General features: G+C 62.9%; 14 protein-coding genes and 2 riboswitches. Of the genes, 6 read left to right on the top strand and 8 right to left on the bottom strand.

Going from position 1 to position 16,021, the window contains the following annotated elements; translation table 11 throughout:
* Window positions 1–4: 4 nt before the first annotated feature.
* On the bottom strand, window positions 5–1,108 hold the full coding sequence (locus AC6CHO_RS12345; RefSeq protein WP_498215276.1) for a sensor histidine kinase: 1,104 nt from the start codon (window positions 1,106–1,108) through the stop codon (window positions 5–7).
* Window positions 1,109–1,229: 121 nt separating this feature from the next.
* The gene (locus tag AC6CHO_RS12350; protein ID WP_498215277.1) at window positions 1,230–2,093 is read right to left on the bottom strand and encodes a bifunctional methylenetetrahydrofolate dehydrogenase/methenyltetrahydrofolate cyclohydrolase; all 864 of its coding nucleotides are present in this window, start codon (window positions 2,091–2,093) and stop codon (window positions 1,230–1,232) included.
* A 40-nt stretch (window positions 2,094–2,133) separates the two neighbouring features.
* Window positions 2,134–2,210: riboswitch (ZMP/ZTP riboswitch) on the bottom strand.
* Window positions 2,211–2,263: 53 nt separating this feature from the next.
* Between AC6CHO_RS12350 and AC6CHO_RS12355 the strand changes: the two genes are divergently transcribed.
* Complete coding sequence (locus AC6CHO_RS12355) at window positions 2,264–3,298, top strand: FAD-dependent oxidoreductase (protein WP_498215278.1); 1,035 nt, start codon at window positions 2,264–2,266, stop codon at window positions 3,296–3,298.
* Between the two features lie 9 nt (window positions 3,299–3,307).
* Here AC6CHO_RS12355 and AC6CHO_RS12360 read toward each other — a convergent pair whose 3' ends face one another.
* Entirely contained in the window at window positions 3,308–5,164 is a 1,857-nt protein-coding gene (locus AC6CHO_RS12360; protein ID WP_498215279.1) for a hypothetical protein, read from the bottom strand.
* Between the two features lie 216 nt (window positions 5,165–5,380).
* On the opposite strand from AC6CHO_RS12360, the gene purU reads away from it, so the two are divergent.
* Together purU and AC6CHO_RS12370 are read left to right on the top strand one after the other, a co-directional pair.
* On the top strand, window positions 5,381–6,223 hold the full coding sequence (gene purU, locus AC6CHO_RS12365) for a formyltetrahydrofolate deformylase (protein ID WP_498215280.1): 843 nt from the start codon (window positions 5,381–5,383) through the stop codon (window positions 6,221–6,223).
* 37 nt (window positions 6,224–6,260) lie between these two features.
* On the top strand, window positions 6,261–6,779 hold the full coding sequence (locus AC6CHO_RS12370) for a gamma carbonic anhydrase family protein (RefSeq protein ID WP_498215281.1): 519 nt from the start codon (window positions 6,261–6,263) through the stop codon (window positions 6,777–6,779).
* Here the strand turns inward: AC6CHO_RS12370 and AC6CHO_RS12375 are convergent.
* The 5 genes from AC6CHO_RS12375 to AC6CHO_RS12395 all read right to left on the bottom strand — a co-directional run bounded on the left by AC6CHO_RS12375 (window position 6,776) and on the right by AC6CHO_RS12395 (window position 13,299).
* Window positions 6,776–8,425, bottom strand: coding sequence for an HNH endonuclease signature motif containing protein (locus AC6CHO_RS12375; RefSeq protein WP_498215282.1), 1,650 nt, complete (start codon window positions 8,423–8,425; stop codon window positions 6,776–6,778). The genes AC6CHO_RS12370 and AC6CHO_RS12375 overlap by 4 nt on opposite strands.
* A gap of 63 nt (window positions 8,426–8,488) precedes the next feature.
* Complete coding sequence (locus tag AC6CHO_RS12380) at window positions 8,489–9,358, bottom strand: AraC family transcriptional regulator (protein WP_498215283.1); 870 nt, start codon at window positions 9,356–9,358, stop codon at window positions 8,489–8,491.
* 71 nt (window positions 9,359–9,429) lie between these two features.
* On the bottom strand, window positions 9,430–10,644 hold the full coding sequence (locus AC6CHO_RS12385; protein ID WP_498215285.1) for a cystathionine gamma-synthase: 1,215 nt from the start codon (window positions 10,642–10,644) through the stop codon (window positions 9,430–9,432).
* 1 nt (window position 10,645) lies between these two features.
* Window positions 10,646–11,947: an O-acetylhomoserine aminocarboxypropyltransferase/cysteine synthase family protein gene (locus AC6CHO_RS12390; RefSeq protein WP_498215287.1), complete on the bottom strand. Its 1,302-nt coding sequence runs from the start codon at window positions 11,945–11,947 to the stop codon at window positions 10,646–10,648.
* 87 nt (window positions 11,948–12,034) lie between these two features.
* A riboswitch (SAM riboswitch) is annotated at window positions 12,035–12,125 on the bottom strand.
* Between the two features lie 232 nt (window positions 12,126–12,357).
* Window positions 12,358–13,299 carry a LysR family transcriptional regulator gene (locus AC6CHO_RS12395; RefSeq protein WP_498215288.1) on the bottom strand — a complete coding sequence of 314 codons (942 nt, stop codon included), beginning with the start codon at window positions 13,297–13,299 and terminating at the stop codon, window positions 12,358–12,360.
* A gap of 122 nt (window positions 13,300–13,421) precedes the next feature.
* Here AC6CHO_RS12395 and AC6CHO_RS12400 point away from each other — a divergent pair, with 122 nt between their 5' ends.
* Genes AC6CHO_RS12400 through AC6CHO_RS12410 form a run of 3 tightly spaced genes read left to right on the top strand, consistent with a single transcriptional unit; the run spans window position 13,422 to window position 16,009 of the window.
* Window positions 13,422–14,414 carry a DUF1852 domain-containing protein gene (locus tag AC6CHO_RS12400; protein WP_498215290.1) on the top strand — a complete coding sequence of 331 codons (993 nt, stop codon included), beginning with the start codon at window positions 13,422–13,424 and terminating at the stop codon, window positions 14,412–14,414.
* 19 nt (window positions 14,415–14,433) lie between these two features.
* Window positions 14,434–15,474, top strand: a complete 1,041-nt coding sequence (locus tag AC6CHO_RS12405) for a methionine synthase (protein ID WP_498215292.1) — start codon at window positions 14,434–14,436, stop codon at window positions 15,472–15,474.
* Window positions 15,461–16,009: a flavin reductase family protein gene (locus tag AC6CHO_RS12410; protein ID WP_498215294.1), complete on the top strand. Its 549-nt coding sequence runs from the start codon at window positions 15,461–15,463 to the stop codon at window positions 16,007–16,009. Before AC6CHO_RS12405 ends, AC6CHO_RS12410 begins: the two co-directional genes overlap by 14 nt.
* Window positions 16,010–16,021 lie beyond the last annotated feature (12 nt).

Here is a 16,021-nt window from a genome sequence, read left to right on the forward strand (position 1 = left end):
ATTCTCATGATGCCTCCTGGGACGCCCGCGGTGCCGGGATGAGGGCGGTAATGCAGGTTCCCGGGGTGGAGCCGGGAAGGTTTCCGGGGCCCAATTCAACGGTACCGCCCAGGGCCTGAACCCGCTCGCGCACCCCGCGCAGGCCGTTGCCTTCTTGTGCACCGCGCAAGCCAATCCCGTCATCGGCCACGCACACCTGCGCCCGCGTTTCGGTGAGCTGCACGGCCACCTCCACCCGGCTGGCCTTGGCATGGCGCACGACGTTGGTCAGCGATTCCTGCACCACCCGGTAAATGGTGTTCTCCACTGCGTCATCCACCCAGCCAGGTTCACTCTGCGGCGGTGAGTAGTGCGTTTGGATGCCGGTGAGCTGGGCGAGCAAATCCGGCAGCTGTTCCAGGCGCTGGCTGGGGATGCGCGGGGCATCCTGGCGGAGCACCGAGAGGACCTCGCGCACGTCGTTCAGCGACTGCGCGGACCCCGCCTTGATATTGGTGAGGGCTTCAAGCAGTTTGGCCGGATCGGGATCCTTTTCGGCCAAATGCAGGGCGACCGAGGCCTGCACGTTGATCATCGACAGCGAGTGTGCGACCACGTCGTGGATGTCGCGGGCGACCACCAGACGTTCCTGATCGGCCTGGTGCTTAAGCTGCTCGGCTTCGGCGCGGCGGCGCTCAATGCGGCGCAACCTCCCGGCCCGGGCAAGCTCCGCACCCAACAGGAGCACCACCAGCCAGATCAAGCTGAACAGCGGCGGGGACCCTCGCCACAAAATCAGTCCGGCGACTCCGGCGGCAAAGGCGGCGGCCGATCCCCACGCCCACCACCGCGCCCCGGAAACCAGGGCCAGCACCAGGGCGATTGCCATCGACATGGCGAAGGGGCCTGCCGGGAAACCGGCGGCCACGTAGCCCAGGGCGACCGCTGCACATCCGGCCGCCGTCAGCCCGGGCGCGCGCCGGCGGAAAATCAAGATCACCGGCCCGGCCAGCAGCAGCAGCACCGCCGCGGCACTGAGTTCTGCACCCTGGCGCCACGAAGCCATATGCGTGCCCACGACCTGGATGACGGCGACGGCCACGGGGAGGAACAGCGGTCGTCTTCTCATAGAGCCGAGAATACTCCGGCGGGCCGGGCCGGGACATGCAGCCGGCGGGGCAAGGGCGATACTCCCGCGGGAGTACGGCAAAGCCCGCGTCCACAGAGCAGACGCGGGCTTGGCGTGCGGGCTAGCGGGCGTTGCGCTCGGCAGCCTCGACAACATTGTTCAGCAGCATGGCGCGGGTCATCGGGCCCACGCCGCCCGGGTTCGGGGAGATCCAGGAGGCCACTTCGGCGGCAGCCGGATCCACGTCGCCGGTGACCTTGCCATCCACGCGGGAAACGCCCACGTCAAGCACGATCGCGCCGGGCTTGATGGCGTCGGCCTTCACAATATGCGGAACGCCGGCGGCAGCGATGATGACATCGGCCTGGGCGAGCAGTTCGGGAAGGTTGGTGGTGCCGGTGTGCGCCAGGGTGACGGTGGCGTTCACGCTGCGGCGGGTGAGCAGCAGGCCGACCGGGCGGCCGATGGTCACGCCGCGGCCCAGGACCAGCACGTGCTTGCCGTTCAGGTCGATATCGTGGCGGGCCAGCAGGTCCACACAGCCGAGCGGGGTGCATGGCAATGGAGATGACATCGGGCGGTTGACGTTGGCAACCAGTCGGCCGAGGTTCATCGGGTGCAGGCCGTCGGCATCCTTGGCAGGATCCATCGCCTCCAGGATGACATCCTGATCGATGTGCTTTGGCAGGGGCAGCTGCACGATGTAGCCGGTGCAGGCCGGGTTCTCGTTCAGTTCGCGGACCTTGGCGAGCAGCTCGTCCTGAGTGGTTTCCTCGGGTAGGTCCACGCGGATCGACTCGATGCCGACTTCGGCGCAGTCCTTGTGCTTGCCGCCCACGTACCAGGCGGAGCCCGGATCGTTGCCGACCAAAATGGTGCCCAACCCGGTGCTGTGACCTTCAGCCTTCAGCTTGGCCACACGTTCAGCAAGTTCCTGCTTGATGGTGGCCGCGGTGGCCTTGCCGTCGAGAATGCGTGCGCTCACGCGTATCCTTCCGTAGGCGCCTCGTTGCCAAGGCGGGTGGTGTGCGGACCCAGGCGCGCGGCTCGCACAATTAGCTCCCCGGTGGTTACCCACCTAACGCCAGTCACGCGTTCCAGTGTAGCGAAAATGCCCTCAGGAATGATCTTGTAGTGCGCAGAGTTACCTTTAGTGTGTACTCGACAATTGTGATCGGCGCCGGTCAGGCCGGGCTCTCAGCCGCCTACCATCTGGCCAAGCGCGGCGTGGACTTCCTGGTGCTCGATGCGAACCCCGGACCCGGTGGCGCGTGGCAGAACCGCTGGGACTCCCTGACCCTGGGCGCAACCCACCATATCCACCCGCTGCCCGGCTTCCCGCTGGAGGACCAGGACTCCACGAGGCCTGCCTCGTCCGTGGTCAAGGAGTACTACGGCGAGTACGAGCGGCGCTTTGCGTTGCCGGTGCGGCATTCGGCCACGGTTACCTCGGTGCAGCGGGTGGAGGATCACTTCGAGGTGCACGCCGATCAGCTGTACACCGCGCGCACCATTATTAACGCGACCGGGACCTGGACCAATCCGTTCTGGCCGGTGTACCCCGGGCATTTTGACGGCCCGCAGGTGCATACCAACGGATTTGTTTCGCCTTCGCAGTTTGATGGGAAGCGGGTACTGGTGGTCGGTGCCGGGGCCAGCGCCACGCAATTCATCGTGCAGATGCGCGAGGCCGGCGTCGATACCCTCTGGTCCACTCGGCGAGCGCCGGATTGGCGGGAGTTCACCGGGGCGGAGTGGGGTCTGGATTTGGAGCGCCAGGTCAACGAGCGCACCCGGGCAGGATTGCCGCCCAAATCTGTGGTCGGAACCACCGGGCTGCTGCTCAACGAGAAGATGCGCGCAGGGATCGCTTCCGGGGCGCTGGTCTCGCGCGGGAAGATCGCCCGGCTGGAGTCCGACGCGGTGGTCTTTGCCGACGGTTCGCGGGAGAAGATCGACGCGATCCTCTGGGCGACCGGTTTCCGCCATGCCCACCGGCACCTGCGCGATCTGAAACTGCATACCGAAGCCGGCGGCATCATGATGGAAGAGGACGGGGTCTCCGCGACAGCGATGCCCGGGATCTTTTTTGTCGGCTACGGGGCGTCGGCCTCAACTTTGGGCGCTACCCGGGCCGGGAGGAAGGCCGCGCTGGCGGCGAGCAAGTTCCTGACCTCGGTGGCGGTATAGCCTGCCGAGTTACTTCTTGCTCACCTTGGTGACCACGGTGGTGTAGCCGGGTTTCGATGCCGTCACCCGAACGCTCAAGGTCTTCCGGGCATCGGCTTTGACGACCTTGTAGCTTGGCTTGGTGGCCTTGGGAATGCTCTTCCCGGAGCGCATCCACTGGTAGGAGATCTTCACGTTTTTCGTGCTGTAGCTGCCTGCCGTGGCTTTCAAAGTCTTGCCCGTGGATTTCTTGCCAGTCATCACCGGCTTCTTCAGGACTTTCAGCTTGGCGGCTGCGATCTTCCCGGTCGCAGTGCTGGTCACGGTCTTGGTGGTGTAGTTGGTCTTGGCATAGGTCACCGAGACCGAGATCCGTTGGTTCAGATCTGCCGGTTTGAGTGTGTAGGTCGTTGCCGTGGCGCCCTTGATCTTCTGGCAGCTGCGCAACCACTGGTACTTAGTGGACTGGGCGGCGGGAGCCGCTGTGGCGGTCTTGGCGGTGAGCTTCGAACCGACTTTTGCGGTTCCGGAGACCTGAGGCTTGGCAACGGTGATCGTGCCCTTGACGACCTTGACCGCGGTGCTGGCCGGCAGCCATACCGATTCTCCGTCCGCCGCGTGCAGAGTTGCCCGCACGGCGATCTTGCGGTTGGCATAGGACTGAGGTGGGGTATAGGCTTTCGCGGTAGCCCGCGGAATCTCGAAACCGTCGACTAGCCACTGATAATGGCGTGTAAACTCCGGGAAGTATGCGGCGTCGAGGGAAGCGGTGAGCTTCTGTCCCACGATCTTGCTGCCGCTGATCGTGGCCTTGGCGATCGAGCCCACTGTCGCGGCAATCGGCGCTCCGTACTTCATCGTCCCCTGCGCCGAGGGGACCCATACCTCGCCGTTCTGGCGAACCGCTTTCGTCTCAAAGTTCAGCGCGATCACCGTATTGGTGTCCTCGCGCTCCAGCTGGTAGCTCTCCCCCACGGCTCCGGGAATCGGCGCCCCGTCGCGGGTCCACTGCAGGGCCGTGTATGGGTATTTGGTTATCGGGGCCAGCAAAGTATCTCCCACGACCGCCGCATCATGTCCCTCCAGCGACGGGTTCCTGTTCAGTGAAATACGGCCAAGCTTCACGGTATCTCGCACACCCACGCGCCAGCCTGCGGCATAGCTGACGGACTTCAGGTTCACCTGTCCCGGGATCACTGCCTCAGAATCGGTGAGTTCGGCGCTCAACCCCGTGTACCCGGCTTTGTTCGCGGTGAAGCCGGTGGGACTGATCTGGCCCAGGATTCGTTCGCTGCTGTATTCCCACGGTCTGAGCACCATGCCATCCACCGTGATCACCGGTTCAATTTCCGTGCTGGCACCGACCTTCAGCTCGATGAGCGGCCTGGTGTAGCTGGCCAGATCCAGTACTTCGAGATTGATCAGGTCCTTGGCCCAGCGGTAATCCGTCGAACTCGTGGCCACCACTTCAAGTTCCTTCAGGCTCGATAACTGGCCCAGCCCAGCCAGTTGCACCTGCTTCCCCTTGGAGAATGTCAAAGACAGTGACTCCAGCACCGGCAGCTTCGCCAGTTCCGGGATGACCTCCTGCGGAACCTCGTTGATCCGAACCGATTGCAACTGGGGGTTGGCAGCCAGGACTTCCAACCCACCGAGCGAATGGTCCTTCTGGGTGTCGACGCCGATCCATTGAATATCGCTCGTCATCGGCAGATCCCGCAATGACGTCACATTTTTGCAGGACAGTCCCACGACGACACTGGCGGTCTCATCCGTGTGTTCGAAGCAGTCTGCAGAGCTGATAGCACCGTGGGCCGGAGGCACGAGCCCGGAAATTGCCAAGACTGTGACGCCTGCCATCGACGCAAAACGGTGCAGCAGCCTCATATTGTTTCCCCGAGAGTAAATTTGCCAGAATTCATAGCCATCATGCCATAGCTCTGCCAGGTATTGATCATTAGTTCGAACGGTATTTTCGAAGACGCATAAAGCCTCTCGGCTGAGTGCGGAAACCTGCTGATGATCCAGTAGCTTCGACGCCTAACTGTGTAACTCCACCGAGACGAATGTGCATGCAGCGCGCCAGCCGGTTAATCTCAATGCATGAACAATTTCATCGTCACCCTATCTTGCATCGACCGTCCCGGCATCGTCCACGCCATTTCCGGAGGTCTGTTGGGTGCCGGTTGCAATATCACCGAGTCCCAGCAGTTCCTCTCGCCTGAGACCGGCACGTTCTTCATGCGTATCGAAGTTGAGACCGAACAGTCGCTGGAACAAGCCCGCGCGTCGCTGGCACCGATTCGCGACCAGTTCGCGATGACGCTGAAGGTTGCCGACGCAACTGATCGGGTGCGCACCATGATCATGTGCTCCAAGGCCGGGCACGCGCTCAACGACCTGCTCTTCGCCCAGCGTGCCGGGACTCTGGCCATCGAGGTGCCGGTGATCGTTTCTAACCACCTGGATCTCAAGCCGATGGCAGACTTCTACGGGGTGGACTTCGTTCACCTGCCAGTGACCAAGGAGAACAAGTCGCAGGCCGAAGCCGAGCTGCTCAAGCTTGCCGGGGACTACAACATCGAGCTGGTAGTGCTGGCCCGCTATATGCAGATCCTCTCCGACTCGCTGTGCGAACGGATGGAAGGCCGCGTCATCAATATCCACCATTCGTTCCTTCCGTCGTTCAAGGGCGCCAAGCCGTACCACCAGGCCTACGCACGCGGCGTGAAGCTGATTGGCGCGACCGCGCACTACGTCACCGCTGATCTGGATGAGGGCCCAATCATCGACCAGGAAGTCACCCATGTGTCGCACACCCGCACCGCCGAGCAGCTGGTGGAGCTGGGACGCAGCGTGGAGGGCCGCACGCTGACCCGTGCGGTGCAGTGGCATGCCGAGCATCGCGTGATGCTCGATGGCCAGCGCACCATCGTCTTCTCCTGACTCGCACCGTGCCCCCTCGGCAATTAGAGTGGGTGGCATGAGCCACATTATTACTATTGACGGGTCGACCCCGCAGGTCGGCGAGAGCGTTTTTGTCGCACCCACCGCAGTGTTGAGCGGGGATGTCGCCCTCGCAGACCACTCCAGCGCCTTCTACGGGGTTTCCGTGCGCGGGGATTCCGCTCCGATTCGCGTGGGCGAAGGCACCAATTTGCAGGACAACGTGGTGCTTCACGCGGATGCCGGCTTCCCGTGCACTCTGGGCGCGGGAGTGTCGGTCGGCCACTCGGCAGTAGTGCATGGCGCCACCGTGGGTGATGGCTGCCTTGTCGGGATGAGCGCGACCATCATGAATGGTGCGGTAATCGGTGAGCAGTCGCTCGTGGCGGCCGGTGCGCTGGTGCTGGAAGACACCCAGGTTCCACCGCGCTCGCTGGTGGCCGGCGTTCCGGCCAAGGTGCGCCGTGAACTCAGCGATGAAGAGGTTGCAGGGTTGAACGTCAACGCCGAGCATTATCTCGAATTGGCGGCCAAGCATTTGGCTGCGAACTCCTAAGCCGCAGCGAACTCTACGGCCAGCAGCCCCGAACGCCATTGGGTTGTCATCCGCTCAGCCAGGGCTTCGGCGGCCAGCGCTTCAGCTGGGGTCATGAAATAGGTATTGATCCTTAGCCGTTGTTCCGGGTCGAGCTCCCTAGATAGTAGTACCAGGGGCCGACTTCCGGAGACCTTGACGGTCCTAAAGAGTCCGCAGTGCCGACTGATGTGGTGGATCGGGCAGTTCAGGTCCGCTGAGGCGATGTCGGTACGGCCGCCCTTCTCCCACGGATCTAGGTGGTCCAGTTCGCAACGTTGCGCAGGCATAGAGCAGCCCGGGTAGGAGCAACCTCGATAGGCGGCGCGGATGGCTCGACCTTGGGCCTTGGAAAAAAGCCGTTGGGTTCGACCAAGGTCCAAGGGCAGAGAAGTGCCATTGAGTACCAGCGGGTAAACGCCGGCGGTACAGAGTGCGGCTCGTGCTTCACCGGGGGTGAGGGGCAATCCGCTGGAAGTGACAGCAAAGTCCTTGAGCTGCTGTTGCATCTTTTCCCAGTTCAACACGATGCTGACCTGCGCTGCGGGCGGTGTTGATATACCGGAACCGGTAGGAGAACTTCCCATCAACAGGGTTAGCAGTCCCAGTAGCCGGCGGCGTTCGGGCTTCATGTCTTCCCATGGTTTGTGTTCATCCGGTCTCGGCGAACTTTGCGATGTTTCCGGTGGTGCTGATTGCTCCGGCTCGGCGGGTCCGGAACGGTTCCCGCCCTTGGCCCAGTCTGGCATCGACTCCTCATCGTCCCAATCGCTCCCCGGTTCCCCGGTGAAATGAGCTTCGGCGTCCTTCAAGTGCTCGCGGTTACCGGCCACGGTAGCCGGATTGTCCATCTTGGCGAGGTAGGCCTCGATAAAAGCCGCCTGCGAAGGAAGTAAGCGCAGCACATATTCGACCAGGCCTTGGCGCATGCCGCGTCTAAAAATACCGATGCACTCAAGCAGGGCCTTGATCGGGCGTTCGCCGGATTTCACCTCGGCTATGAGCGCGTTAATGTGTTTGCGTGCGGACTTCGGTTCGGTGCGCAGGAAAGCCAGTGCGTCGGCTTGGAGTTGTTCTTTCTTTTTACGCCCGGCTTTGCCCTCGCCCAGATCTTTGCGGGCTGAATGCAGTTTCGTGGCCGTGGCAGCGACCGGGCGTGGGTCGACGTCAGGATCCATGAATTGTTCGGCGAGCTGAGGCAACCACGGGGCGATGGGTTGACCTGCCTCATTCACCCCACCAATCAAGCAGTCGGCTTGGATCAGGCGGGACGAAGCGGTGGCCCGTGGAATATCCAACCAGTCCTGCAGCAACCCGGAGGCGCTATTAAAGTGGGTGCGTCCGGTGGTGCTGTGGCCGCGGGCTGCCTCGATCTGCTCGAGAGTGGGATGGGTGCCGGCATCGGAGATAGCTTGGAAGGAATCCCGGTCGAGCTTGTGCGCGCCGGTGCGGCGCACCGCGTGGGCCGCTTCGATCTGCGCACGGGCCTGCTGCTGGCCCAAGTGCTCGGTGAGCAGCGCGAAGTAGGCGGCGTGGCCGGCGGGCAGGTCGCCGGAGAGCACAGCCGTGGCCGAGGCGATCAGTTCGCTCGCCTCAGCCAGATTCTTCAGTGCCTGCGCTGTATCCATAGACACGAGCATGCCCCGCGGGAATTGATCCGCGGGGCAGGCAGTGACGGTGTGTGGATAAGCTCAGCGGTCGGCTTCCACCGGCAGCCAAAGCTCGCAGGTTGCGGTGCTGAAATCCGCGGCCCGATCGAGCACTGCGACAATGGACGGGCCGGGGCGCAAACGCCACGGGTTGGACGGGAACCACGAGGTGGCGGTGGCCGCCCAGAGCTCCTGCAAGGCCGCCGGGTAAGGCCCGGTCACGCTGAAAACCACCCAGTGGCCAGCGGGGACTTGGATGGAATCCAGGTCATCAGGCACCGTGGCATCGGCTGGCACCGCGACCCCGTGCAGGTAGGTCAGCTCGGTTCCTTCCTGATAGTCCGCATCAACCTGGTCGCTGACCTGCAGCAACCCGCCGGGCTCGGCGGCCGACAATTCCTTGAGCCGGGCGTGCTCGGTGACTGGGATCGAAGCAATATGCGCTTGGATGTGCGGGTTTGCTCCCTGATGAATCAGCGGCACTTGTGCGGCGTATCCGATGAGCTGGAAGTTATCTCGTTCAATTATTCGTGCATCCATGGGGCGTTTCCCTTCGACTTTCAGGCTGAACCTGATGATTGGCTGGCTTCGAAGGGGGCCACCATTCTCGCGGACCTCGCCCGCGCTCGCGCCATGCACGGACCGAAAGGCCCGGCCGAAAGCTTCGGCCGAACCGTAACCGTAGCGGATCGCGATAGCTAAGAGGTCATCCCCGGCCAGCAGGTCCGCTGCGGCCTGGGTCATGCGGCGCCGGCGGATGTACTCGGAGACCGGCATGCCGGCCAGCGCGGAGAACATCCTCCGCACGTGGTATTCGGTCGTGCCTTCGCTGCGCAGCAGATCCGCGAGGCTGATCTCGGCGCGCAGGTTCGCCTCGATGTGCTCGACGAGCCGATTGAGAATTCCGATCATGATTCCACCCTTCCCCAACTACTATTCTCCAGGGAAGGGGCGCGCCGCCCGATCTTTGCGGTTCGAAGTTATCAGGCGTTTTCCAGGGCCTTCTCGCGCACCGTGGCAGGTTGGCGTGCAGGCCGGGCCTCCCGGGCAGCAGCCAGGCCACGTTCGAGGTCGGCGATCAGATCCTCGACCTCTTCGATGCCCACCGAGAGGCGGACCAGGTTGGCCGGGATTTCCAGCTCGGTGCCGATCAGCGAGGCGTGGGTCATTTCGCGCGGGTAGCAGACCAGGGATTCCACCCCGCCCAAGGAGACCGAAAGCTGGAAGTACTCCATGGACTGGGCGAAGGCACGGGCGGCGGCCTCATCTTCCAGGGCCAGCGAGACGATCCCGCCAAATCCGCGCTGCTGGCGTGCGGCCAGCGCATGGCCCGGGTGGTGTTCCAGCCCCGGGTAGTAGACCCGGGTGACCTCGGGCTGCGCATCGAGCCAGCGGGCCAGGGTGCTGGCCGAGGCGCAGTGGCGCTCCATGCGCAGGCCCAGGGTTTTCAGCCCGCGGGCGGCCAGATAGGAATCCTGCGGGCCGGCCACCGCTCCCCCGGCGAACTGCTGGTAGCCCACCGCTTCGGCCAGTGTTTGCCCGCGGAAGAAGTGGTCGGCCACGATGACCGCTCCGCCGAGCACATCGGAGTGCCCGCCGATGTATTTGGTGGTGGAGTGGACCACCGCGTGGGCGCCAAAATCCAGCGGGCGCTGTAGATAAGGAGTGGCGAAGGTGTTGTCCACCACCAGCAGGGCGCCGTGCTCGCGGGCGATGGCAGCCCAGCCGGCCAGGTCGGCGATGCCCAGCAGCGGGTTGGAGGGCGTCTCCACCCAGAGCAGAGCGGTGTTCGGGCGCACCGCGGCGCGCACCGAGTCCAGGCTGGTGATGTCCACCGCCGAGGAGGTGATCCCCCACTTGCTGTGCAGCTTGGAGATCAGCCGGTTGGTGCCGCCGTAGCCATCGGCCCCGAGGATGATGTGGTCGCCCGGTTCGAGCACCGCGCGCAGCAGCGCGTCTTCGGCGGCGATGCCCGAGGCGAAGGCGAATCCGGCGGCCCCGCCTTCCAGCGCGGTGAGCTGGTCCTGGAACCCGTCGCGGGTGGGATTCGAGCCGCGGGAGTATTCGTGTCCGGAGCGCAGCACGTTGATGCCGTCCTGGATGAAGGTGCTGGTCTGGTAGATCGGCGGGACCACGGCGCCGGTGTGCGGGTCCTTGGGCTGGCCGGCGTGCACGGCCTGGGTGTTGAAGCCGGTCATCTCATGCTCCTTGGGTTTGCGGGGCCAGGGCCTGGGCCAGGGCGTGATCCAGTGCCCCGGTGAGATCTGCGAGCAGGTCGGCGGGGTCTTCCAGGCCGACCGAGAGCCGCAGGGTGGAAGTGTTCAGCCCGGCGGCGGCCAGCTGCTGCTCGGAGAGCCGGCAGTGGGTCATGGTGGCCGGGTGCGAAATCATGGTGCGGGTGTCCCCCACATTGGCGGCCAGCGAAATCAGCTTGAGCCCGTCGATCAGCGGGGAGACCAGTGTGGGGTGGGCCAGCTCGATGGCCAGCACGCAGCCGGTGCCCTTGGGCGTGATCTTCTTGGCCAGCTCGTGGCTCGGGTGGGTGGACAGCGAGGGGTGGTGGATGGCCACAATGCCCGGGTGCGCCAGGAGTTCGCCGATCAGCGTGGTGACGCTGCGCTGCACATGGGCGGCGCGCACCGGCAGGGTTTCGATGCCGGCGAGGATCCCCTGGGCGCTGGCCGGGGCCAGGGTCGGGCCCAAATCGTGCAGGAATTTGGAGCGCACCAGCATCGCGTAGGCAGCGGATCCGTGGCGTTCGAGCAGCGAGGTGTTGTTCAGCCGCACCCGCGGTGCGGCGATCTGCGGCCAGCGGGCGGTGTCGGAGAAGTCGAATTTGCCCGAGTCCACGACGATCCCGCCCAAAACAGAACCGTGTCCGGCCAGGCCCTTGGTGGCCGAGTGCACCACGATGTCCGCGCCGAAGTCCAGCGGCCGCACATTCAGCGGGGTGGCCAGGGTGTTGTCGACCACCACCGGGATGTTGTGCTCGTGGGCGATCGCCGCGATGGCGGGCAGATCGGCCACGGTGCACAGCGGGTTGGACACGGACTCCAGGAAGAAGGCGCGGGTGTCCTCTTCGATGGCGCCGGCCCAGGCGGTGGGATCGGCCTGATCCACAAAGCTGATGCGGATGCCGAAGTCGGCAAAGGTGTCGGTGAACAGGTCCACGGTGCCGCCGTAGAGCGAGGAGGAGGCCACGATGTGCTTGGGTCCCTGGGTCAGAGCCAGCAGGGACAAGGCCACGGCGGACTGGCCGGTGGCGGTGGCTACCGCCTGGGCTCCGCCTTCCAGCGCGGCCACGCGCTGCTCGAGAATCGAGACGGTGGGGTTGCCGGTGCGCGAGTATGTGAAACCGGCCTGGCGCAGCGCGAACTTCTCGATCGCCTCGGCATGCGACTGGAATTGGTAGGCTGCGGAATTGTGCAGCGGCGGCAGCATCGGGCGGAAGTCTCCGCTCGGGCGATATCCGGCGTGGACCGCGTCGGTTCCTTGGCTCATAGCTCCTCCTCGATTCTCTGCGAGGGAGTGCACCGATTAGGCATCGTGCAAAGGCACGAAGCACAGCGCGAAAGCGCGTTCGGAACTGCTCCATCGTTCCTGGCATTAGCACCTTTCGGTTTCCCGATGGTTGCTGCGACGTCAACGAGCCAGATCTCTTAGTCGCTCTTGATGGTTTGTTGTTCTTCCATGGTTGACCATGGCTCGCAGACGGCGCAAGCGGCCAACAGCCCTGCGCTTCATACAAGGCCGCCAGGCTTCATATGACTTCTCGTTGTCATGATGACGCGGTGGCTGGCATCACTTTATGACGCGAGCTTTTGGGCTGATTGGTTGCGATTTAGGGGTTCTGCTGGAAGTTTGTGACGATGGACCGGCGCTCGATGACCGAGAGTTACGCCTGGGGCGGCTCAGCCGAGCACCTCGACGCCGAAGCTGGCGACCACGGTGCGGACTTCTTGCAGATAGCGCTGGGCCTGGTCGGTGAGCGGGATCGCGGCGTGGCCGATCCAGCCGATCTCGATGCGCTCCTCGATCGCCAGCGGGATGGCGACGATGGAGGGATCCAGCTCGTCGCTGATGATGCCGGTGGAAATCGTGTACCCGCCCAGGCCGATCATGAGGTTGAAGATCGTGGCGCGGTCCGAGACCTGGATTTCGCGTTGGCTGGAGCGGGTGGAGAGCACCTCCTCGGCGAAGTAGAAGGAATTATTCGCTCCCTGGTCGAAGGTCAGCCGCGGCAGGTCTTCGAGGTCTTCGAGCGTGACCTGGCTTCGGGTGGCCAGCGGGTTGCTGCGCGAGATGAAGATGTGCGGGTCGGCCAGGAACAGCGGGTGGAAGACCAGCCGGGATTCGCGCAGCAGCTTGTCGATGACCTTCCGGTTGAAGTCGTTGAGGTAGAGAATCCCGATGTCGCTGCGCAGCGTGCGCACGTCCTCGATGATTTCTTCGGTGCGGGTCTCGCGCAGCGAAAACTGGTATTCCTCGGCGCCGCTGGCCTGGACCATGCGCACAAAGGCATCCACAGCAAAGGAGTAGTGCTGGGTGGAGACGCCCAGCAGCCGCCTGGCGGCGGGGCGGCCGAGGTAGCGGTGCTCAAGAAGCTCCACCTGCTCGAGCACCTGCCGGGCGTAGCCGAGGAATTCTGCGCCTTCGGCGGTGAGCGTCACTCCCCTGGCCGAGCGCATCAGCAAGGTGCGTCCCACCCGGGATTCAAGTTCCTTCATCGCCGCCGACATGCTGGGCTGCGCGACGTAAATCAGGTCGGCGGCGGCGGAGATGGATCCCTCGGAGGCCACCGCCACGAAATAGCGCAGCTGCTGCAGTGTCAAGCCATTTGTTCCCTGAACCATAGCCAGAGTCTATATGAATCCATAGTTATATCGAGTTACCTGATATCAAGAATCACCCTGCATGATTGACGCAACGACTTCCCCTCGGCCTGCCCAGGCCTCCCAAATACAGATTGGCCATCATGGCAGACGCATTAAATTTCAGCATTAGCACCACCAGATTCGACGAGAATTACTCCCCTTCTGCGAATTCTCGAACCACGACAAACTTCGCCAATTTGGCGCGCGGGGAGCGCCGCGAAGAGAACCTTCGCAATGCCCTGACGATGATCAATCGCCGTTTCAATTCCCTGGCTCACTGGGACAATCCCCAAGGCGACCGCTATTCTCTTGAATTGGAAATCATTTCTGCAAATGTGCATTTTTCTGCCGATAATACCGATCAGGAATTTCCACTTTTAGAAGTGCTTGAAACCACGATCGTGGATAAACTCACGGGTACTCAGTCCCAGGGCATGGTCGGCAATAATTTTTCTTCTTATGTCCGCGATTACGACTTCAGCGTGGTGCTTCCAGCTTCGTGCAATGACAGCGGAGCCCCGGTGCTTCCGGAAGATTTTGGCGATCTCCATGGGCAGCTCTTCCAGCATTTCTTGAACTCACAGGCGTACCGTGAGCGTTTTGCCCAGTTGCCGGTGGTCTGCATCAGCGTCTCGACTTCCAAAACCTATTTCCGCACCGGCAACAGCCATCCAGTGCTCGGCTTGGAATACCAACAGGATGAAAATTCCTTGACCGACGCATACTTCGGAAAAATGGGCTTGAGCGTGCGCTACTTCATGCCGCCGGGCGCCGTTGCGCCGCTGGCCTTCTACTTCCGCGGCGACCTGCTCAACGATTACACCAATCTGCAGCTGATCAGCCTGATCAGCACCATGGAGACATTCCAGAAGATCTACCGCCCGGAGATCTACAACGCCAATTCGGCGGCACCGGCTGTGTACCACCCGAGCCTTGGCGCCGAAGATTTCTCCCCCACCCGCGTCTTCTATGACCGCGAAGAGCGAACCCAACTGGGCAAGATCCAAGGCAAGTTCACCGAAGAGCATTTCATCATCCCTAATCGCCAACTGCTCGATCAGTGGTCCGCTTCCTGCCCGACACCCGTCGCCTAAGATCCAGAAAGATTCCCCTATGACTTCCCCGCTTATCCCCACGTCAATTGTTGGAAGCCTGCCCAAGCCGTCATGGCTTGCCGAGCCTGAAAAACTTTGGTCCCCTTGGAAGCTTGAGGGCGCGCAATTGCTCGAAGGCCAGCAGGACGCCATGCGCGCTGCGGTCCTCGAGCAGGCCCAGCGCGGCATCGACATCATTTCCGATGGCGAGCAGTCCCGCCAGCACTTTGTCACCACCTTCATCGAGCACCTGAGCGGTGTCGACTTCGAGAAGCGCGAGACCGTGCGCATCCGCAACCGCTACGATGCCAGTGTTCCCACCGTCGTCGGTGCCGTAGAGCGCGAAAAGCCGGTATTCGTTCAGGACGCGAAGTTCCTGCGCTCCTGTACTGACAAGCAGATCAAGTGGACTCTTCCTGGCCCCATGACCATGGTCGACACCTTGTACGATGCGCACTACCGCAGCCGCGAGAAGCTGGCCTGGGAATTCGCGACCATCCTGAACCAGGAAGCCCGCGAGCTTGAGTCCGCCGGGGTGGATGTCATCCAGTTCGACGAGCCTGCCTTCAACGTCTTTTTTGATGAGGTGGCCGACTGGGGCATCGCTGCCTTGGAGCGCGCCTGCGAGGGACTCAAAGCCGAGACCGTAGTCCACATCTGCTTTGGCTACGGCATCAAGGCGAACAATGACTGGAAAGCGACTCTAGGTGCCCAATGGCGCCACTACGAGAAGTCCTTCCCGCTATTGCAGGCTTCCTCCATCGATACCGTTTCACTCGAATCCCACCACTCGAATGTCCCGCTTGAGGTCGTCGAAATGGTGCGCGGCAAGCGAGTGATGCTCGGAGCCATCGACGTGGCCAATGACGCTGTGGAGACACCCGAGGAAGTGGCGCAGACTCTGCGCAACGCACTCGAATTTGTCGATGCCGGCAAGCTGATCGCCAGCACCAACTGCGGCATGGCCCCGTTCCGCCGCGAGGTGGCCCTGGCCAAGCTCAGTGCGCTCAGCGCAGGGGCTGGCATCCTGCGCGAGGAGCTTGTTGGTGCCCGCGTCTGAAGTGACAGAATCGGCGACACCATCGTTGCCCACGGAAGACTTCAAAGCGATCTTCCGCGGGCACCCCGGTGGCGTCAGCCTGATAACCGCCGATGCCGGCGACGGACCAGTTGCCCTCACGGCGACGTCCGTGGCTTCGATCAGCGTTGATCCGCCATTGCTCGTCTTCTCGATTTCTGCACTGTCCTCGGCGGCCAAAGTGCTCACCCGCGCAACATCTCTTGTCGTTCACAGCTTGGATGCGCATGACATCGAGGTGGCCAAATTGGGAGCAACCAGTGGCATCGACCGCTTCGCACAGAAGCAAACGTGGTCAAGGTTGAGCACCGGCGAACCGGTATTTGATGGCGTCCGGGCCTGGGTTCGTTGCGCGGTCATCGAGCGGGTTCAGGCAGGAACGTCCACAGTCTTTGTCGCGCGCGCCCTTGAGTCGCACATTGAACGCGATAGCGAACCCGGCCAGCCCAGCAACGGACTGGTTTACCACAACCGCGCTTGGCACCGCTTGGATGAAAACTCGCAAATAAAGAATTGAAGCTGTTCGGCC

The organism is Glutamicibacter sp. GQ173 (assembly GCF_059759215.1).